Source organism: Xanthomonas sp. WHRI 6108 (assembly GCF_040202385.2).
GTDB lineage: Bacteria > Pseudomonadota > Gammaproteobacteria > Xanthomonadales > Xanthomonadaceae > Xanthomonas > Xanthomonas arboricola.
In genome coordinates this window covers 2,902,071-2,920,586 of the sequence record NZ_CP168198.1, presented here as the reverse complement: position 1 = coordinate 2,920,586, position 18,516 = coordinate 2,902,071, and the positions used below count along the sequence as shown (strand labels likewise).

The following is an 18,516-nucleotide window of genomic DNA, read 5'->3' as shown; positions in this document are numbered from 1 at the left end:
GAGGGGGCGGGCCGAGTGCGGGTTGTAGGCCCGGTAAGTCTTAACACTCACGTCGGCAACCCTAAAACGACCGTTCGTCCCCCCGGTGCTTGTTCCTGAGGGGGCAGTCGAAGCATCTTGGCTAGGTCACGCTGGGGAGCGTCCAATGTCTTTTCGCCGATCTACCGGCTTCACACTTGTGGAATTGATGATTGCGATCGCCGTATTGGCAATTTTGCTTACGGTCGCGCTTCCAAGCTTTCGTGGAGTAATTCGCTCCAATCGGGTAGCGAGCAGCGCCAATGAGACCCTCGGGTTACTGTCTCTCGCCCGCAGTGAGGCGATACGCAATCGCCGAGGTGGTGGGGTTTGCGGTAGTGCATCGGGAACCGCTTGCGACAACAACTGGGGGAGCGGGATGCTGGCTTGGGCGGATACTGACGGAGACGGAGCCTTCAAGAGCGGCGACACCGTCCTGCGTTTCGTTTCGATAGACCGGTCGCTGAGCAATTCCGGTCCTTCCGGCACCGCGATTGCATTCGATGGACGGGGGCGTAGGCTTGCTTCCACCAATCAGCAGATCACGCTGCAGCCAACCACGTGTGATGGGCAGGCATTGCGTCGCACGTTAGTCGTCAACGGTGCCGGTCAGATCACCTCCCAGAAAGGCGCCTGTCAGTGATGCTCCCCCGATCCTTTGTATCTCGCGCTCGTTCCGACGGCTTCAGCCTGCTCGAAGTGTTGATCGCCATTATCGTTCTTGCGTTTGGTTTGCTCGGGTTTGCGCTGTTGCAGACCGCCAACGTGAGATTCGTGCAGAGCGCCAACTATCGCACCCAGGCCACCAACCTGGCTTACGACTTGCTGGACCAGATGCGCAGCAATCGTTTTCAATCGTCCTGGTATACCGACGCCACCTTTTCGGCGAACACGGTCACTGCTGCCAGCTGCAGCCGCCCGCTTGGGACCAATCTCACTATCGCAACCAACGTCGCACGCTGGAAGTGTCAGGTGGTACAGGCATTAGGAGAAGGCGCCAGTGCGACCGTGCTTAATGCCAACGGCCAGGTAACCGTTGGCATCAGTTGGGGCGATCAGCGCTGGGATGCAAGCAACCCGGATGCGCTCACAACGTTCACCTTGGTGTCTCAGCTATGACTTGTAGCTCTGTATCCAAGCGTGCGATTGCAGGCATCAGCTTGATCGAGATGATGATCGCCATGGTGATCGGCTTGGTATTGATGCTGGGGGTTATCCAGGTCTTCTCGGCATCCCGTACCGCATCAATGCTTGCAGAAGGGAGTGCGCGCGCGCAGGAGAACGGGCGGTTTGCCTTGGAGTTCTTGCAGCGCGACATACGCATGGCAGGGCATTTTGGCTGTGTCAATGACCAGGCACATTTTGTGCGTGGCGAGGGGGACCCGGTCATCACCACCGGCGCCGCAAGCGGTTCGGGTCATCCATTGGATTTCAGCGTTAGCGTGCAAGGTTACGAAGCGCCTAATACAAAGCCGCTCGGCGTTCTGACTATCGGGGCCACCTGGGCTGTGCCAACAAATCTTCCAGCATCGATTTCCAAGTTAAATCCGCGCGGGGGCAGCGACATCCTGGTCTTACGCTACTTGGCCCCAGAGAGCGTGCCGATCACTTCGCTCACGTCGGGCAGTAACAGCGTGGTCAGCTTCAACGCCACTAACGGCCTGCGCCTGACCGAGGGGGGGCAGGCGGCTCCGACTGTATTTGGAATCGCTGACTGTGCCCATGCAACGGTGTTCAAGGGCGTCTACGCCAGCGGCAAGATCACCGCCAACGGAACCAATTTATCAAACTACTCGGCAAGGCCAACCGGCCAAGCGTTGATCTACCGTGCGGAATCGCTGGTGTATTACATCGGGACCTCGGCAACAACGGGCGAGCCGGCGCTGATGCGGGCGCGCTCTAACGGCGTTGACGATTACGGAACGCCCGAGGAACTGGTTGAAGGTATCGAGAACATGCAACTGCTGTTCGGTCTTGATCAGACCGCCAGCATGTCCACCACCTCCCCACCATTGGGGAACATCAATACACAAGCGACTGCAAGTGATGTTTCTATTGGTACAGATGCTGCAGCGGCTGGGCAGTGGCGGCGAGTGGGGCAGGTCCAGGTCGGTATTCTTGCCCGTAGTCCGTCACCTGCCACAGCAGAGAGACCGGCGAGTGCGCTGCGCTATCCAAGTGCATTGGGAGTGTCTTTTGCGCCGCCTGCCCAAACTGACGGGCGGTACAGAATGACGTACGAGTCCACGATCGCCTTGCGTAATCGACTGTTCGGGAACTAACTTATGAATGCTTACGCTCGCCTGCGTCCTATGCCCGCTCGCCCTCGTGGCGCGGTGCTCTATGTTGCACTGATCATGCTAATCCTGTTGGCGTTGATCGGAATTGCCGGGATGCAAGTAGCGGGGATGCAGGAAAAAATGGCATCCAATTACTTGGCGACCAATATTGCTTTCCAACATGCTGAAGGAGTGACGCGTCGGAGCGAGCGTGCCATTGAGGCCATTGCCAATCGTACGGATGCGCCAACAGGCGCTCCCTTGGTTGATACCGATATCCAGCAAAACTGTGATGCCGCATTTGATCCGGTTGAATGGGGACGCAGCAAGGCAACATCGGTGAGTGAGGCGGTCAACGTAAGGCGCATCGACTCGTGCATCATCGGCGGGGGGTCGCTTGCGATGGGGGATCCGCTCGATCCCGTGACTCCGGTATATCAAATCACTACATTCGCTAACGATGCCGCAACAGATGCCTCGTCATCGGCATCGATCGACACCATTTTCAAGCTCTGAGGCTGCCGATATGTCCCGTCGCATTTTCCGAGCCGTTGTCGTCTCTGCAATCGTTCTTGTCGCGGCTGGCGGCTATTTCATTTACGGCCTGATTGCTGCGCAAGGACAGGGAGCTTTGGCGCAAGCTCCGCTGAATAACGCGACCTCAATTCCGCCAGCATTTATCATGGCAGTGGATGACTCGAATTCGATGACGTTCGAGCGCATCTTCAAGGGCGGAGATGGGCGTCTGCAGTGGAACGGTAGCAGCTTCTTCAGTTCGGCTGGTGTATTTTTTAATTCCAGTGAGTCGTGTGCAAACAACTTTTCCGATTGTTATGTTTATTTGTTTCCGCACTCTGGATATAACTCGTCTTATTCAATTGGTCGTGCAATTCCTCCGCTCGACGTTTTCGGGTTTGCGCGCTCGCCAACTTACAATGCTGGTTACTATAATCCCAGTGTGCTCTATGAGCCGTGGACGCCTCCTGCGCAAACGTCAACAAGCGCCAATCTTTGGCCGGCGGCTACATTCGACCAAGCAAGAGTTGATCCGCGTAATCCTCTTGTCTATGGCAATGATTTCAGTGCAGGGTACAACACTATCTATGACCTTGCCTATCGTGAAAGCGATGGCGAGTCATTCCAGTTTTTGACGGGAATGACAATTCCTGCTGGAACACGCTATCGATCAAGTGCGCGATCATGCAACTCAAATAACGGTAATGGCTTGCCGAGCAGTGGCGGGCGCTGGACTACGTTGAATTCAGCAGTCTCAGTCGCGGCGAATTGTGCGGTACAAATGGGTTATGTGCCGGCAACTTTTTATCTGCCAGTGGATGCCCCGGCTCCAGCTGGGTATCTAACCAGTGACGTCAATAGGCCGATCATTGCAAATGCCTGTGGTCCCGGGTGCAATATGCGTCGTTATCAGATATTGGCAGCCAATTATGGGTCTAATACTGCGGCATATAATAATGCGCGGCAGAATTTTGCCAACTGGTTTCAGTATAGTCATAATCGTATCTTGTCGATCGTCGGATCCGCGTCCCGATCGTTGGCCGACGTCGACAAAATGCGGGTCGGCTACTTCACTATCAATAATTTGACCGCGGCTACCATGTACGACATGGACGACGACGCCGCGCGTACCTCATTGTTCGATTTGATTTACCGTCTCAAGCCGAATGGCGGTACCCCAAATCGTACGGCTGTCGACTATTTGGGAAGGCAGTTCTTGCGAACCGGGGATGGTGCGCCGGTCCTGCGCGCATGCCAAAAGAACGGCGGCATGTTATTTACCGACGGATATACGAACGCTAACAATTCTGTCAGTGGGTACGGCAATGCCGACTCTACCGGTACGGTTGATTTCTCTGGCGCTCCATTCGCTGACTCTTATAGCAATACGATTGCCGATATTGCTGCGAGCTACTATTCGGGCACTTCTACTCCACTGGTGACTGGCCCAAGTTTTCCGGCCGGACTTGTACCCGTGGATGACAAGTGCGCGACACTTTCCAAGACGTCTGCTGACTGGAAGCGACTGGATTGTCAGAAGGATTTGCATATGAATTTCTATGCAATTACTCTAGGTGCGCAGGGGAATATATACGAAGTTAATCAAGCGGCCACCGGCGATCCATATGCTAATCCACCCGACTGGAATAGTAATGGGAACCCAACTGCGGATGATGACGGTCGCGTGATCGACGAACTCTGGCATGCCACTATTAACAGTCGCGGTCAGTTCATTAATGCCAAGAGCCCTGATGAAGTGACTAGTGCGATGCGCCAAGTTCTTTCGGCGGCCAGTGCAGCTAATTCTCCTTCTGGAACTCTGGCCTTAACGGGTGCTCGCATTGGTGCGGGCTCCCTGACTGTGTCGCCTGAATACCAAATCAGAAATAATGGGACTGATTGGTCCAGTAAGCTTAAGGCCAGTCAGGCGTCTGTCGATCCGGAGACAAGAGAGGCCCGTTTTACCCCGTTTTGGGAAGCCTCCGAACAAATGCCTGCATCTGCTGCTCGCAATGTTTTCTTTAGTGACGGAACTAATTTTCGTAAATTTGATGGTACGACAATCAGTCTGAGTGGTCTTTGCGGCTTGTCACGGACACTATATCCAAGTCAATCTATCTGTTCGGAGCAAGATTTAATCAATCTTGGAGCAACGGCGGCGACAGCGGCTGGCTATCTACTGGGAGATCGAAGTGGTGAGGTCCAGCAGAAGGGCAAGTTGCGTGACCGGACCACCGTCCTAGGCGATATCATCAACTCTGCACCGTTGATCAGTGCGCCTATCGATGACTACGGATACCGTGCTTTGGGAGGAACACTGGGAACGACCTATACCAACTACTTGAATACCAAGCGCGCCAATCAAGGGTACATGGTATATGCGGGGGCCAACGACGGCATGTTGCATGCTTTCGACGGTGGCATGAATGGTAGTGGGACTGTCGTCGGTGGTGGGGGACGTGAGCGCTTTGCCTATATTCCGGCAACTTCCTACGGCCACATGGGTAATCTGCTACTGCCTTATCAAGCCAACAAAGCCTCTGCTCAGCCGTTTGATCATCGCTATTTCGTCGATGGTCCGCTTGCGGTGGGAGATACCTACTACAACAACAGCTGGAAGACGACACTGGTTGGCACGACCGGGGCTGGTGGCCGCGGTGCGTTTGCCCTGGATGTGACCAATCCGGGCGCGTTTGGTAGTGGCAGTCGCCTGTGGGAGATCAACGATCTCAGTGGTGATGCTACGGTGCGCTCCAATATTGGACACGTGCTCGGTAAGCCGGTCATTGTCCCAGTACGTGCTGCTAATGGCACGGTGAGCTGGAAAGCGATCTTTGGTAACGGCTATGACAGCGCTAACGGCAAGGCTGTCTTGTTCGTGGTGGACATCGGAACGTCTTCAACCCCGGTCGTTCGTATGATCGAGGCAACGGAGCCGGGGAACGCGATCAGTGGCCGGAACGGGCTGGGTAATATCATTGTCCTGGATCGGGTGGACAACCTGACGACCGACCCGTCTGGCATGCCTGCTCGTACACGGGATGGCTATGCCGATACGGTTTATGGTGCCGATCTTCGTGGTGCCATCTGGAAGTTTGATCTCACCTCGACCGCAGCTTCGGTGACTGTGCCTGCATTTACCACGGCGACATATGTCGAGGGTGGGCGTACCTACCGGCAACCCATTACCGGCGGACTGCAGGCAGCTTCCGGTGAAAACGGCGGAGTCCTTGTATTATTTGGTACCGGTAGTTTTTCGTTCAATGACGACAGCCTGCCGAGCTCTTCGCAGCACATACAAAGCTTGTATGGATTTACGGATCAGATAGATGGCGTGATCGCTACGACCTTGAGCAGAGCGAGCCTGACGCCATACTCAGTCACAACCGTTGCTGGTAGCGGGACGCGTACCCTGCAGGTGGGTACTGTCCCAACAACATCGCTGGGATGGTATGTGGATCTGCCGGCTGGTGAACGGTTCGTGGGTTATCCGGAACTTGTTTCGGGAATTCTGTTCATGCCCACCTACGCGCCACTTGCTGCAAGTAGCGGTTGCAGTACCGATGGTGTGAATTGGTTGTTTGGCCTGAACCCGCGTACCGGCATAGGCGCACTATCTGGTGTTCGAATGGGGGGCATCAGTGGTTCCACGCTTGCTACCGGTTCCGCCGGTATCTCGCTCAACACTGGCGGAAATGCTCCGGTCAAGGATGTTGGTGTATCGGTCGTGCCTCGGCTTGAACCCAAAGTCAATCCAAAAGACGGTTCAGCCGCGCCCGCTGTCCCGTCAGGTGCGGGTTGCTGGATGGTCGTCAACGTAGCAGGCGCCGCGCCCATGTATGTCCCTTATCCCTGCGGTCGCCAATCCTGGCGCCAGATTCAGTGACGGAGGTTTTCAATGTCGCTACGCCTGTCCCGTTTCGCCTCTCGTCGGCTGTCTCAGTACACTAGGGGCGATGGTTTCACCTTGATTGAATTGATGGTGGTTGTCGCTATCGTCGGAATTCTGGCGGCAGTGGCATATCCCTCCTATGCCGAACATATCCGCAAGTCGCGCCGCGCGCAGGCCAAGGCGGATCTGGTCGAATACGCGCAATTGGCCGAGCGCTCGCATACGACGAACAACACCTATGCGAATTTTCTTTTTGGCAACGGCTCGACGACCATCCAATCGCCGCGTGAGGGCGGGACTGCCCAATACACCATCAGGTTCGTTGGTAACCAGGCCACCTTCACGATAACTGCCACGCCACAAGGCAATCAGGCTAGGGATACGTGCGGCACGATGACACTGAATCAGGCGGGGGTGAAGACGCCGAGTGCTGCCACGACCCAAGGGTGCTGGTAGCCAGAGCCTGGGGTGTTGCACTATCGAAAGCTTGCATCTAGAATACGCCTCCCCGCCCGAATAGCTCAGCCGGTTAGAGCACTTGACTGTTAATCAGGGGGTCGTTGGTTCGAGTCCAACTTCGGGCGCCAAGATGTTGAAGAGGCCGCGATTAGTCGCGGCCTCTTCGTTTTTGCTGTAGCTCACCGTGCAGGGCAGGAGGTTGGTTGCCTGTAGCGGACAGAGCGCGTCCGCCCTGAGTTGTTGACGATGACGTCTGCCAGGCGCTGCGCACGGGTGCAGAGGCTGATCGTGATGTTGGTGCCGCCGTTGCGGCCGTTCGGAAGAAATCGGACAAGCGATCGGCCAATCGTTCCAGTGATGCTGATGCCCTCGCTCGCAGCATACTGCTCGACCCGCAGGATCGAGCCCGCGTCCGCAGGCTGCCCACTGCGCGCTGGATCCTTAAAAAGAATCCACCCCTGGCCCCAGTCACTGTCAGGTCGGCAACTGGCACCGTCGACGGATGGACAGACGCTAACTGGCAGGCGATGGGTGATGGCCAGGCTCCTCGCCATCGCCAAGTGTGCGGTGAGCAAGTGAACCCGTGCCTGTGCGCGCTGCCACTCGACCAGACCTTTGAAGCTGGGCAGGCCGATGGCCGCCATGATCCCGACGATCGCCATCACGATCACTAGCTGTAGCGCCGTGTACCCTTTTGCATACGAACGAGTCACTGCTTTCACCGTCCTGCTCCTCGGCTCGAAGCAAGCAGTCTCTACGGCGTCCAAGGCTCAGGTAAGGTCGGCTCCCACGTGATGAGGTGTCAGACTTTCACCGAAAGTGGCCTCCGCCATTTGTGCAGTCCTCCCCCCGAGATCCGCTTCATGACCGACCGTTTCCAGCTCGTATCCCCGTACTCCCCAGCCGGCGATCAGCCTGCTGCCATCGAGAAGCTGGTGGCCAGCTTCGAGGCCGGTCTGGCCAAGCAGACCTTGCTGGGCGTGACCGGCTCCGGCAAGACCTACACCATTGCCAACGTGATCCAGCAGGTGCAGAAGCCGACCCTGGTGATGGCGCCGAACAAGACGCTGGCGGCGCAGCTATACGGTGAGTTCAAGTCGTTCTTTCCGCACAACGCGGTGGAGTACTTCGTCAGCTACTACGACTACTACCAGCCCGAGGCCTACGTGCCCTCGTCGGACACCTTCATCGAGAAGGACAGTTCGATCAACGAGCACATCGAGCAGATGCGTCTGTCGGCGACCAAGACCCTGCTGTCGCGTCGCGACTCACTGGTGGTGGCCACAGTGTCGGCGATCTACGGCCTGGGTGCGCCGGAAGACTATCTGTCGCTGCGCTTGATCCTGTCGGTGGGCGAGCACATCGATCAACGTCAGTTGATCCGCCATCTCACCGATCTGCAGTACACCCGCAACGAATTCGAGCTGACACGCGGCGCGTTCCGCGTGCGCGGCGAAGTGCTGGACGTGTTCCCGGCCGAATCCGACACCGAGGCGTTGCGGATCGAGTTGTTCGATGGCGACATCGAGCGGCTGACCCTGTTCGATCCGTTGACCGGCGAAACGCTTCGCAAGCTGCAGCGCTACACCGTGTACCCCAAGACGCATTACGCGACCACGCGCGAGCGCACGTTGAGCGCGGTGGACACGATCAAGGAAGAATTGAAGGAACGGTTGGAGCAACTGTATTCGCAGAACAAGCTGGTCGAAGCGCAGCGCCTGGCGCAGCGCACCCAGTTCGATCTGGAAATGATGGCCGAGGTCGGCTTCTGCAACGGTATCGAAAACTACTCGCGGCATCTCACCGGCAAGGCGCCCGGCGAGCCGCCGCCGACGCTGTTCGACTACTTGCCACCGGACGCGCTGCTGGTCATCGACGAGTCGCACGTGACCATTCCGCAGATCGGCGCGATGTACAAAGGCGACCGCTCGCGTAAGGAAACGCTGGTGGAGTTCGGTTTTCGGCTGCCATCGGCACTGGACAACCGGCCATTGCGTTTCGAGGAATGGGAGGCACGTTCGCCGCGTAGCATCTACGTGTCGGCCACACCGGGTCCATACGAGTTGCGCGAGTCTGCGGGCGAAATCACTGAGTTGGTGGTGCGGCCAACTGGCCTGATCGATCCGGTGGTCGAGATTCGTCCTGTCGGAACGCAGGTGGACGACCTGATGTCCGAAATCCAGGAGCGCATCAAGCTTGGCGACCGCGTGTTGGTGACGACGCTGACCAAGCGCATGTCCGAGAACCTCACCGAGTACCTCGGCGAGCACGGTATCCGGGTGCGCTATCTGCATTCGGATATCGACACGGTGGAGCGCGTGGAGATCATCCGCGACCTGCGCTTGGGCAAGTTCGACGTGCTGGTCGGCATCAATCTGTTACGCGAAGGTCTGGATATGCCGGAAGTGTCGCTGGTGGCGATCCTGGATGCGGACAAGGAGGGCTTCCTGCGTTCGACCGGCTCGCTGATTCAGACCATCGGCCGCGCAGCGCGCAACCTGCGCGGCAAGGCCATTCTGTATGCCGACAAGATCACGCGTTCGATGCAGGCCGCGATCGACGAGACTGACCGGCGCCGCGAGAAGCAGGTCGAGTACAACCTGGAGCATGGCATCACGCCCAAGTCGGTGGCGCGTCCGATCTCCGACATCATGGAAGGTGCGCGCGAGGATGCCGCCGAGAAGAAGGCAGGCAAGGGGCGCTCGAAGTCGCGTCAGGTGGCGGAGGAAATGCCCGATTACCGCGCGATGGGGCCTGCCCAGATCGCCGGCAAGCTCAAGAGCCTGGAGCAGCAGATGTACCAGCACGCCAAGGACCTGGAGTTCGAGGCGGCCGCGCAGATTCGCGACCAGATCCAGAAACTCAAAGCTGCCAGCCTGGCGTAGGGCAGGGCGACAGCACGAAAGTTAGAGCGCAGGGAGGGCTTGTGGTGATCCAAACCCTGCGCTAGAATGCGCGCCCTGCACAGCGCAATGCTGACGCAGGAAACGGGCGGTTAGCTCAGCGGTAGAGCACTACCTTGACATGGTAGGGGTCACAGGTTCGAACCCTGTACCGCCCACCACTCCAAGTCCGGACAGCACGGCGACTTGAGTGGCTTCAACATCGGCAGCGACTGCTGCCGCGGATCCGAAAGTGACTTACGCAGCAGCTCTTGCAGCTTCCGCGTGTCCTGTATTTGGTCTTCGACAATCGCTTTCACTTCCTTCTGTGCATCGCCCAGGCGTGGTGGACGAATTTCGTGCAGCAGTCGGGTATTGCGGACGGCGGAACGGTTGGCTAGCAAGCTGGGCACTCTTTCGCACCTGCGGACGAGGCTCTGGCGTCAGGCCAAGCTTCCGCTCAGCGTGCCATTTCGTCTCAGCGCTGGTCACCCTTTCTCCGAAGCGGTGAGCAGGTTTTTTAGTGCCAGGCGCGTGTGTTGCCAAGAAAGCACATCAAGTGCTGACGGAATTCCGCCGGCGCTGACCCATCCCGATCCGCGCCTTGCCTCGAATGCGCGCGCGGTTGTGCCGGCTTCACCGAAACCGCTTTCTCCATCACACGTCTTGCTTTAGCATCGCCTCCGCGCTGACGAAAAGGAAGGCTGGCGATGGACGAGTATCAGCACACCGTGCTGACCAGGGGCGGGTACCGTGTCGTGGCAATCACCCGGGAAGACACCTATGCGCCCGACGCTGTGGTGGCCTATGCCGTGGTGACGGATGCCGGAACCCGGATCACGCCGGATCTTTCCCTGGATCAAGCCAGAGTCTGGATCGACTCGCTCGTCGAGAGCGAGAGTGGCGGACGCAAGTCGGATCTGCTCGATCACAGACCCGTCGTTCGTCGCTGAGTGCCGTCGAGAAGTAAGCCAAGGAGTAGGGCCGCGTGTCCAAAGCCAAACTAATTGCAATCGCCACCGTGGTGACATTGCTTGTTGGATATTTCCTGTCCGGATATCTGACGCTTCTGTTGTTGCGGCTCGATACCGCGCTGTACGCGTGGGATACCTACTACCGCTACGTCAAGGCGTTGGGCTTGCCGGAAGTGGCGCCTTACGCAACCAAGATCAAGATGTCCGGCATTCTCGGCTTTGGTCTGCCCGGGATCATCTGGGCCATCACGGTCGTGCTCCTGCTCAAGCCGAAGGCGCGGGCGCTGCATGGCGACGCGCGCTTTGCCGGAGCGGCAGACCTTTCCAAGCACGGTTTGTTCAAGCCGAGCGGCAACGGCATTGTGGTGGGCAAGTTCAACGGCAAGCTTGTACGGCTGAGCGGGCAACAGTTCGTGATCCTGGCCGCGCCAACGCGCTCCGGCAAGGGCGTCGGCGTGGTCATTCCCAACCTGCTGGAGTACCAGGAATCGGTAGTGGTCCTGGACATCAAGCAGGAGAACTTCGACCTCACCAGCGGCTGGCGCGCCAGTCAGGGGCATGAGGTCTTCCTCTTCAATCCCTTCGCCGAAGACCGGCGCACCCATCGCTGGAATCCGCTGACTTACGTGTCCAGCGACCCCGCCTTCCGTGTGTCGGATCTGATGAGCATCGCCGCGATGCTGTATCCCGACGGGTCGGATGACCAGAAGTTCTGGGTCAGTCAGGCACGTAACGCGTTCATGGCGTTCGCCCTGTATCTGTTCGAAAACCAGGACGAAGAGTTGTCGCTCGGCTTCCCGGGCGGGGCAGGGGCTCCCACGCTTGGCGGCATCTATCGCCTCTCGTCCGGGGATGGCACAGACCTCAAGAAATACCTCAAGTCACTGTCCGAGCGCAGATTCCTCAGCAGCAATGCGCGCTCAGCGTTTGCCAACATGCTGTCACAGGCCGATGAGACCTTTGCGTCCATCATGGGAACCCTGAAGGAGCCGCTCAACGCGTGGATCAACCCGGTCCTGGATGCGGCAACAAGCGCGGACGACTTCCTGCTCACCGACCTGCGCAAGAAGAAGATGACGATCTACATCGGCATCCAGCCGAACAAGCTGGCCGAAAGCCGGCTCATCATCAACTTGCTCTTCAGTCAGATCATCAACCTCAATACCCGCGAGCTTCCGAAGTCCAATCCGGAACTCAAGTATCAATGCTTGCTGTTGATGGACGAATTCACCTCGATCGGCAAAGTGGACATCATTGCCACCGCGGTAGCCTATATGGCGGGTTACAACCTTCGCCTGCTGCCGATCATTCAGAGCATGGCGCAGCTGGACGCCACCTATGGCAAGGATCTGTCGCGCACCATCATCACCAACCATGCGCTGCAAATCCTCTACGCGCCGCGCGAGCAGCAGGATGCGAACGACTACTCCGAGATGTTGGGCTACACCACCATCAAGAAGAAGAACGTCACACGCGGCAGGGAAACCACCCGGAGTATTTCCGAGGAGCGGCGTGCGCTCATGTTGCCGCAGGAGCTGAAGGCGATGGGCAACGAGAAGGAGGTCTTCCTGTACGAAGGCATCCCGCATCCGGTGAAATGCGACAAGATCCGCTACTACGAAGACCGCTATTTCACCGCACGCCTGCTGCCCAAGACAGACGTGAAAACGCTTCCCATCAGGTTGTGACGGTTGTCGCACAACGGCTGCGAAGGGACGCCGGTAATTCTTGACTCATGTGTTCGTTAAGGGCAAAGTTACCCAGAATTCGCGCAGTGTTGATTTTTTGTTAAGAGGGGCGGCGCCGGACGGGGTCGTACAGGAGTAAGGCTATGGATGGTTCTTCGGCGTATTCATTTTTACCGGGTGTGCGCATGCATGGCGCTGACTGGCCTGTTCGGGCTGGTTCGGGCGGCCATGCACACTCGATCGAGTCATCAAAGGCAGATCCCCTCCGTCACCCGAAGGTGAGCGGAGCTGTTGTGCTGTCCGTCTTAAGCCCGAAATCTCATGAGTTGGAGAAGTCAGAGTGAATCCGATGTCTGTGTCCAAGCTGTCGCTGGTCTTGGTAGTCGCTGCGTTGGTCGGTGCCTGCGCGACCAAGCCTGCTCCCGATTTTGGTGGGCGTTGGAAGCACGTCAATCACTTTGACGAAGCACCTACCGAAATTCCGCTCTACACCTCTTATACGTATCAGGCCACGCCGATGGACGGCACGTTGAAGACGATGCTGGAACGGTGGGCCGCGGATTCCAACATGCAGCTGTCCTACAACCTGCCTTCGGACTACACCCTGATCGCCCCGGTTTCCAATATCAGCACCACCAGCGTGCAGCAAGCCGCCACCGAGCTGAGCGCGGTCTACGCAGCGCAAGGTGTCTCGGTCTCGGTCTCTGCCAACAAGCTGCTGGTACAGCCGGTGCCGGTATCGTCTGGAGCCAAGCTCTAAGAGCTGAACCGCTGATCCGATGCTAACGGCATTCGGTCGGTGACTGAGCTCAAGCCTCCCATGTGCCCGCGCTGGTCGCGGCGATAGTTTCAGGCCTGACAAGGCCTTACGGTGACGGATCTAGACATGTTGCGTAAGAAGGTCAGTGAAAAGGACGGATCTGCCCAAGTGGGTGCGGCCGTCCAGAAAGCGGTGAACTACGAGGTCAGCATCGCCGATCTCGCGCGCCGCAGCGAAAAGCGTGCATGGATGGTAGCGACCGTTTCCATGATCATTACCGTTATGACGGCCGGCGGCTATTACTACATGCTGCCGCTGAAAGAGAAGGTGCCGTACCTGGTGATGGCGGACGCCTACTCGGGAACCAGCACGATCGCAAAACTCGAGGCGAATTTTGGTGGTCGGACGATCAGTACCAGTGAGGCGCTAGCGCGCAGCAATATCGCGCGTTTCATTCTAGCGCGTGAATCATTTGATGCGTCCACGATCGGTGATCGTGATTGGAATACGGTTGCCTCGATGGCGGCGACGAATGTGCTTGCCGAGTATCGCACACTGCACGCCGGCAATAATCCAACGAGGCCTTTCAATACGTATGGAAGGTTGCGGGCAGTCCGCATCAATATTCTTAGCATCACCCTTATCGGCGGCAAGGGTAAGCCTTATACCGGCGCAACGGTACGTTTTCAGCGGAATGTCTACGACAAGACGTCTACTGTCACCACGCTGCTGGATAGCAAGATTGCAACTATGGGGTTCGTGTACCAGGATAACCTCCAGATGAATGATAGCCTTAGGGTGGAAAATCCCCTAGGTTTCCGAGTGACCGATTATCGTGTCGATAACGATTACTCGGCCTTGCCCGCCGCTCCGTCCGCGATCAGCACGCAAGCGCAAGCTGCGCCACAGGCCGCCGCTTATCAGCAGCCCATAACACCTGGCGCGGTTGATCCGAATGCAGTTGGCGCCGCAGCGCCGGCCGGTGTTCCGGTGCAGCAGGGCATGCAGGTTGTTCCAGGTAGCGCCCCGGTGCAGCAGCCCGGATATCCTGGCCAGGCACAGCCTCAGCCGGCCGGACAGATTCAAGCCCAGCCCACGATCCAACCCCAAGGGATGCCGAACAATGTCAATGGAGCAAGCGGTCGATGAAACCCTCTAACCCCTACAGGGCTGCATTGGCTGCAGTATTGCCACTTGTATTGTGCGCATTCTCGGCTGCAGCCCAGGTCGTACAAGAATACGAATATGCACCTGACCGCATCTATCAGGTGCGTACCGGACTGGGCATCACCACCCAGATCGAACTCAGTCCCAATGAAAAGATTCTCGACTACAGCACCGGTTTCACTGGGGGCTGGGAGCTGACCCGTCGTGAAAATGTCTTTTATTTGAAGCCCAAGAATGTCGATGTCGATACGAATATGATGATTCGTACGGCCACGCATTCTTATATCCTCGAGCTCAAGGTCGTTGCGACCGATTGGCAGCGCTTGGAGCAGGCCAAACAGGCCGGCGTACAATACAAAGTCGTATTCAGTTATCCCAAGGATACGAGCTTCAACAACGTCGAAGATGCAGCTGCCGCCAAGAATGGTCCGCTGCTGAATGCAAAAATTCTCAAGGATCGTCGCTATTACTACGACTATGACTATGCCACACGGACTAAAAAGTCCTGGCTAGTTCCGAGTCGGGTCTATGATGACGGTAAATTCACTTATATAAATATGGATTTAACACGATTCCCTACTGGTAACTTCCCAGCGGTGTTTGCTCGCGAGAAAGAGCATAGCGAGGATTTTCTCGTGAATACGACCGTTGAGGGTAATACCTTGATCGTTCATGGAACCTATCCCTTCCTGGTGGTTCGTCATGGCGATAATGTCGTCGGCCTGCGAAGGAACAAGCAAAAGTGAACTCGAACATTCCAAACAGCCCTGATGAACGCTCCCGGGACAACCGAGCGGACGAGCCCACGACAAACGAGTACGACGAGCGCAGCAATCCTTATTTCGCGCGCCAGCAGGCGGCTGCGGAGCCGGATCTGGATGCGAATGAGCCTGTGTTGCGGTCCAGCGACATCAAACGGCTGAACCGCAAGGCGATGGTTTTTCTCGCACTGATTGCCGGCTTGTTGCTTTTGGCAATTTTCTGGTTAGCGAAAGACGGCTCGGACGATTCTGCACCGGTCAAGCCGCGTGCCGAGACGGTCGTCGCGCCGGCGCTTCCGCAAAATATGACCGCACCCGTCGAGACGGCTCCGGTGCCTCTTGTGCAACAGCCAAGTTTGCCGCCGCTGCCGCCCATGCCTACCGACGATAGCGACAGCATAGCTGCCGTTCCAGAGCGTCCGCGGGCTCCGACCTTGCTGGAGCGACGCATTTTGGCCGAGCAGTCCGCTGCAGCTGGCGGCAGTGACGGCATTCCAGGGATGCCGGGTCAGCCCGGTGCACAACCTAGAGCTCAAGAAGATGAGCAGGTTACGCTGGCCAAGCCAATCAGCAATCCTGACGGTTTGCTCGTGCGCGGTACCTATATCCGTTGCATTCTCGAAACGCGGATCATTTCCGACTTCGGTGGCTACACATCCTGCATCGTTACAGAACCGGTTTATTCGATCAACGGGCATAATCTGCTGTTGCCGAAGGGTTCGAAGATGCTTGGTCAATATGGCGCCGGCGAGCCAACTACCCGGCGCCTGCAAGTCGTTTGGGATCGCGTGACTACGCCTACCGGGCTCGATGTCACTCTGGTCGGCCCAGGTATTGACACGCTCGGTAGCGCCGGTCACCCCGGACAGTACGATGCGCACTGGGGCAACAAGATCGCTTCGGCCTTGTTCATCAGTCTTTTAAGCGATGCGTTCAAGTACGCGGCTGCAGAGTATGGTCCTGAGACGACCACCATTGGCTTGGGTTCTGGAGTAATCACGCAGCAGCCATTCGAGAGCAATACCGCACAGAGCGTGCAGCAACTCGCGCAGCAGGCGGTGGAAAAATCCGGGCGTCGACCTGCAACGCTGACGATCAATCAAGGGACGGTACTGAACGTTTATGTTGCAAAGGATGTCGATTTCTCGGCGGTGCTGCCTAAGTGAGCGCGACGACCGCCATGACGATCGATGATTCTCCGACTGCGCGGATCTCGAATGATTTCCTGGATTACCAGTACTCGGTACTGGGAATCCTGGACTATTTGAATTCGCCCGAAGTCACAGAAATCTGCATCAATCGTCCCGGTGAGCTATACCTGGAGACGATCAATGGCTGGCAACGTGTGGAGGTGCCATCCCTGACCTTTGATCGGGCTAGGCAGTTTTGCACGGCTGTCGTCAATGAAAGCAATACCGGGCAGCGCATTACCGATGCCGATCCGGTGGTGTCGCTTACCTTCCCCACCGGTCAGCGTGCGCAGTTCGTTATTCCGCCAGCCTGCGATGTCGGCAAGGTCTCGATCACGATTCGCTTGCCGTCCAAGCACACCAAGACCCTTGAGCAGTACACCAGCGACGGGTTTTTCGACCAGGTGCTTGAGCAGGTTACCGATGTCAGCGATCACGACCGCGAACTGCTCGAGTTGCGTCGCAACAGGGAATATTCCGAATTCTTCAAAAAATCGGTGCTTTACAAGAAAAATGTAGTGGTTGCGGGTGCGACAGGTAGCGGCAAGACCACCTTCATGAAGGCTCTGGTCAATCACATTCCGAACGAGGAACGCCTGGTCACCATCGAAGACGCCCGCGAGCTATTCATCAGTCAGCCCAATTCGGTGCACCTGCTGTACTCGAAAGGCGGCCAAAGTGCGAGTAATGTGACTGCCAAGAGCTGTATGGAGGCGTGCCTGCGTATGAAGCCGGATCGAATCATCCTGGCTGAGTTGCGCGGCGATGAATCGTTCTACTTCATCCGTAACTGCGCATCCGGCCACCCAGGTTCGATCACCAGCTGCCATGCTGGCAGCGTAGAGCAGACCTGGGACCAGCTGGCGCTCATGGTGAAGGCGTCGAACGAAGGTTCCGGCCTGGAGTTCGAGGTGATCAAACGGCTGCTGCGTATGACCATCGATATCGTGGTGCACATCAAGGCGCACGCCGGGCGCCGCTTTATTACCGGGATCGATTTCGATCCGGCAAGAACCCTGCGTGGCGGCTGACCGGCCGCCAATGATTGACGTTGATTCAGCTTCAAGGAGACCGCTATGCTGCCTGGCATGGAATTGATGGGTTGTACTGGACTTGCCGTCCCCGGTGAGGTCATGCAGCACGTCGTTCGCGTGGAGTCTTCGCGCAATCCGTACGCCATCGGCGTGGTCGGCGGTCGACTGGTACGCGAACCGCGTGGACTGGAAGAAGCCGTGGCTACGGCCAAGATGCTGGAGCAGAAGGGCTACAATTTCTCCTTGGGACTTGGCCAGGTCAATCGCTACAACCTGCAGAAGTATGGGCTGACTAGTTACGAGATGGCATTTGCCAAGTGTCCTAACCTAGTGGCTGCTTCCAGAATTCTGGCCGAGTGTCACTCGCGATCGGGTGCCAACTGGGGCAAGTCATTCAGTTGCTACTATTCAGGTAATTTCGAAACCGGCTTCAAGCATGGCTATGTCCAGAAGATCTATGCCTCCATTCGTCAGTCGGTGGCATCTTCAGGAGCCGAGCCGATCGCCGTGGTTCCGAATCGCCCGATCAAGGTTCGTGTCGAAAATCCCCTGCGTCAGGCAGCCACCGAGCTAGCCGATGCGATCGTGGCACGTCGGATTCAGGACCTTGCAAATCCCGGGCGCACAGAAGCTTCACAGCAAGGCCCTATGCTTGCATTGCCCACAGCAGCGCAATTGCCACCGCCCCAGGTATCCCCGGCCCGTTCTGCCGACGACGAGCTATATGTCGTCAAGGCAACCGGGCAGGGGCGGGGGGTTGCCCTACCTGTAGGCATGCAGCAAATCCCAGCCGTAACGAATCAAACACCGGCCAGTGTGGCCCCGGCACGACCGATGCCTGCAACACAGCAGGTAGATACCGCATTTGTTTTTTAACCAGGATGGAAAACCTGCCA

The 18,516-nt window shown here is 57.4% G+C and carries 17 protein-coding genes and 2 tRNA genes; 17 read left to right on the top strand and 2 right to left on the bottom strand.

Annotation, left to right across the window (positions count from 1 at the left end):
- The first annotated feature begins 145 nt into the window (after positions 1-145).
- The 7 genes from ABQ039_RS12235 to ABQ039_RS12205 all read left to right on the top strand — a co-directional run bounded on the left by ABQ039_RS12235 (position 146) and on the right by ABQ039_RS12205 (position 7,292).
- On the top strand, positions 146-661 hold the full coding sequence (locus tag ABQ039_RS12235) for a Tfp pilus assembly protein FimT/FimU (RefSeq protein WP_039816784.1): 516 nt from the start codon (positions 146-148) through the stop codon (positions 659-661).
- Complete coding sequence (pilV, locus tag ABQ039_RS12230; protein ID WP_054592542.1) at positions 661-1,137, top strand: type IV pilus modification protein PilV; 477 nt, start codon at positions 661-663, stop codon at positions 1,135-1,137. The genes ABQ039_RS12235 and pilV overlap by 1 nt, the downstream gene beginning before the upstream one ends.
- Positions 1,138-1,187: 50 nt before the next feature.
- On the top strand, positions 1,188-2,300 hold the full coding sequence (locus tag ABQ039_RS12225) for a PilW family protein (RefSeq protein ID WP_374057865.1): 1,113 nt from the start codon (positions 1,188-1,190) through the stop codon (positions 2,298-2,300).
- 3 nt (positions 2,301-2,303) lie between these two features.
- Positions 2,304-2,813, top strand: coding sequence for a PilX N-terminal domain-containing pilus assembly protein (locus tag ABQ039_RS12220; protein ID WP_039816789.1), 510 nt, complete (start codon positions 2,304-2,306; stop codon positions 2,811-2,813).
- Between the two features lie 10 nt (positions 2,814-2,823).
- Positions 2,824-6,699 carry a pilus assembly protein gene (locus ABQ039_RS12215; RefSeq protein ID WP_260297186.1) on the top strand — a complete coding sequence of 1,292 codons (3,876 nt, stop codon included), beginning with the start codon at positions 2,824-2,826 and terminating at the stop codon, positions 6,697-6,699.
- Between the two features lie 12 nt (positions 6,700-6,711).
- Positions 6,712-7,161 (top strand): type IV pilin protein, encoded by a 450-nt coding sequence (locus ABQ039_RS12210; RefSeq protein ID WP_081008611.1) that lies wholly within the window; start codon positions 6,712-6,714, stop codon positions 7,159-7,161.
- Between the two features lie 54 nt (positions 7,162-7,215).
- Positions 7,216-7,292, top strand: a tRNA-Asn gene (locus tag ABQ039_RS12205).
- Positions 7,293-7,343: 51 nt separating this feature from the next.
- Here the strand turns inward: ABQ039_RS12205 and ABQ039_RS12200 are convergent.
- Positions 7,344-7,886: a Tfp pilus assembly protein FimT/FimU gene (locus tag ABQ039_RS12200; protein ID WP_184518652.1), complete on the bottom strand. Its 543-nt coding sequence runs from the start codon at positions 7,884-7,886 to the stop codon at positions 7,344-7,346.
- Positions 7,887-8,027: 141 nt separating this feature from the next.
- Here ABQ039_RS12200 and uvrB point away from each other — a divergent pair, with 141 nt between their 5' ends.
- Both uvrB and ABQ039_RS12190 read left to right on the top strand, forming a co-directional pair.
- Entirely contained in the window at positions 8,028-10,049 is a 2,022-nt protein-coding gene (uvrB, locus tag ABQ039_RS12195; RefSeq protein WP_024937950.1) for an excinuclease ABC subunit UvrB, read from the top strand.
- A gap of 104 nt (positions 10,050-10,153) precedes the next feature.
- A tRNA-Val gene (locus ABQ039_RS12190) sits at positions 10,154-10,228 on the top strand.
- On the opposite strand, the gene ABQ039_RS12185 is transcribed toward ABQ039_RS12190, so the two are convergent.
- A complete protein-coding gene (locus tag ABQ039_RS12185; protein WP_349778423.1) occupies positions 10,199-10,459 on the bottom strand; it encodes a hypothetical protein in 261 nt (86 codons plus the stop codon). The two genes, ABQ039_RS12190 and ABQ039_RS12185, sit on opposite strands and share 30 nt — an antisense overlap.
- Positions 10,460-10,756: 297 nt before the next feature.
- On the opposite strand from ABQ039_RS12185, the gene ABQ039_RS12180 reads away from it, so the two are divergent.
- The 8 genes from ABQ039_RS12180 (at position 10,757) to ABQ039_RS12145 (ending at position 18,496) form a co-directional block, all read left to right on the top strand.
- Positions 10,757-10,999 (top strand): hypothetical protein, encoded by a 243-nt coding sequence (locus ABQ039_RS12180; RefSeq protein ID WP_024937949.1) that lies wholly within the window; start codon positions 10,757-10,759, stop codon positions 10,997-10,999.
- A gap of 35 nt (positions 11,000-11,034) precedes the next feature.
- Complete coding sequence (locus tag ABQ039_RS12175) at positions 11,035-12,708, top strand: type IV secretory system conjugative DNA transfer family protein (protein ID WP_184609181.1); 1,674 nt, start codon at positions 11,035-11,037, stop codon at positions 12,706-12,708.
- A 349-nt stretch (positions 12,709-13,057) separates the two neighbouring features.
- On the top strand, positions 13,058-13,468 hold the full coding sequence (locus ABQ039_RS12170) for a TcpQ domain-containing protein (protein WP_104600352.1): 411 nt from the start codon (positions 13,058-13,060) through the stop codon (positions 13,466-13,468).
- A 126-nt stretch (positions 13,469-13,594) separates the two neighbouring features.
- Positions 13,595-14,617, top strand: a complete 1,023-nt coding sequence (locus ABQ039_RS12165; protein ID WP_054592547.1) for a type IV secretion system protein — start codon at positions 13,595-13,597, stop codon at positions 14,615-14,617.
- On the top strand, positions 14,614-15,381 hold the full coding sequence (locus ABQ039_RS12160; protein WP_065031746.1) for a TrbG/VirB9 family P-type conjugative transfer protein: 768 nt from the start codon (positions 14,614-14,616) through the stop codon (positions 15,379-15,381). The genes ABQ039_RS12165 and ABQ039_RS12160 overlap by 4 nt, the downstream gene beginning before the upstream one ends.
- On the top strand, positions 15,378-16,562 hold the full coding sequence (locus tag ABQ039_RS12155) for a TrbI/VirB10 family protein (RefSeq protein WP_311547778.1): 1,185 nt from the start codon (positions 15,378-15,380) through the stop codon (positions 16,560-16,562). The genes ABQ039_RS12160 and ABQ039_RS12155 overlap by 4 nt, the downstream gene beginning before the upstream one ends.
- A 14-nt stretch (positions 16,563-16,576) precedes the next feature.
- A complete protein-coding gene (gene virB11, locus ABQ039_RS12150; RefSeq protein ID WP_184609183.1) occupies positions 16,577-17,617 on the top strand; it encodes a P-type DNA transfer ATPase VirB11 in 1,041 nt (346 codons plus the stop codon).
- 57 nt (positions 17,618-17,674) lie between these two features.
- Positions 17,675-18,496, top strand: coding sequence for a lytic transglycosylase domain-containing protein (locus ABQ039_RS12145; protein ID WP_184609530.1), 822 nt, complete (start codon positions 17,675-17,677; stop codon positions 18,494-18,496).
- Positions 18,497-18,516 lie beyond the last annotated feature (20 nt).

Bases quoted from the DNA above. Each gene is read 5' to 3' on its own strand.
- virB11 (WP_184609183.1), top strand. From the start codon at position 16,577: ATGACGATCGATGATTCTCCGACTGCGCGGATCTCGAATGATTTCCTG.
- ABQ039_RS12145 (WP_184609530.1), top strand. From the start codon at position 17,675: ATGGAATTGATGGGTTGTACTGGACTTGCCGTCCCCGGTGAGGTCATG.
- ABQ039_RS12225 (WP_374057865.1), top strand. From the start codon at position 1,188: ATGATGATCGCCATGGTGATCGGCTTGGTATTGATGCTGGGGGTTATC.
- uvrB (WP_024937950.1), top strand. From the start codon at position 8,028: ATGACCGACCGTTTCCAGCTCGTATCCCCGTACTCCCCAGCCGGCGAT.
- ABQ039_RS12210 (WP_081008611.1), top strand. From the start codon at position 6,712: ATGTCGCTACGCCTGTCCCGTTTCGCCTCTCGTCGGCTGTCTCAGTAC.
- ABQ039_RS12160 (WP_065031746.1), top strand. From the start codon at position 14,614: ATGAAACCCTCTAACCCCTACAGGGCTGCATTGGCTGCAGTATTGCCA.
- pilV (WP_054592542.1), top strand. From the start codon at position 661: ATGCTCCCCCGATCCTTTGTATCTCGCGCTCGTTCCGACGGCTTCAGC.
- ABQ039_RS12180 (WP_024937949.1), top strand. From the start codon at position 10,757: ATGGACGAGTATCAGCACACCGTGCTGACCAGGGGCGGGTACCGTGTC.
- ABQ039_RS12170 (WP_104600352.1), top strand. From the start codon at position 13,058: ATGTCTGTGTCCAAGCTGTCGCTGGTCTTGGTAGTCGCTGCGTTGGTC.
- ABQ039_RS12235 (WP_039816784.1), top strand. From the start codon at position 146: ATGTCTTTTCGCCGATCTACCGGCTTCACACTTGTGGAATTGATGATT.
- ABQ039_RS12165 (WP_054592547.1), top strand. From the start codon at position 13,595: ATGTTGCGTAAGAAGGTCAGTGAAAAGGACGGATCTGCCCAAGTGGGT.
- ABQ039_RS12215 (WP_260297186.1), top strand. From the start codon at position 2,824: ATGTCCCGTCGCATTTTCCGAGCCGTTGTCGTCTCTGCAATCGTTCTT.
- ABQ039_RS12220 (WP_039816789.1), top strand. From the start codon at position 2,304: ATGAATGCTTACGCTCGCCTGCGTCCTATGCCCGCTCGCCCTCGTGGC.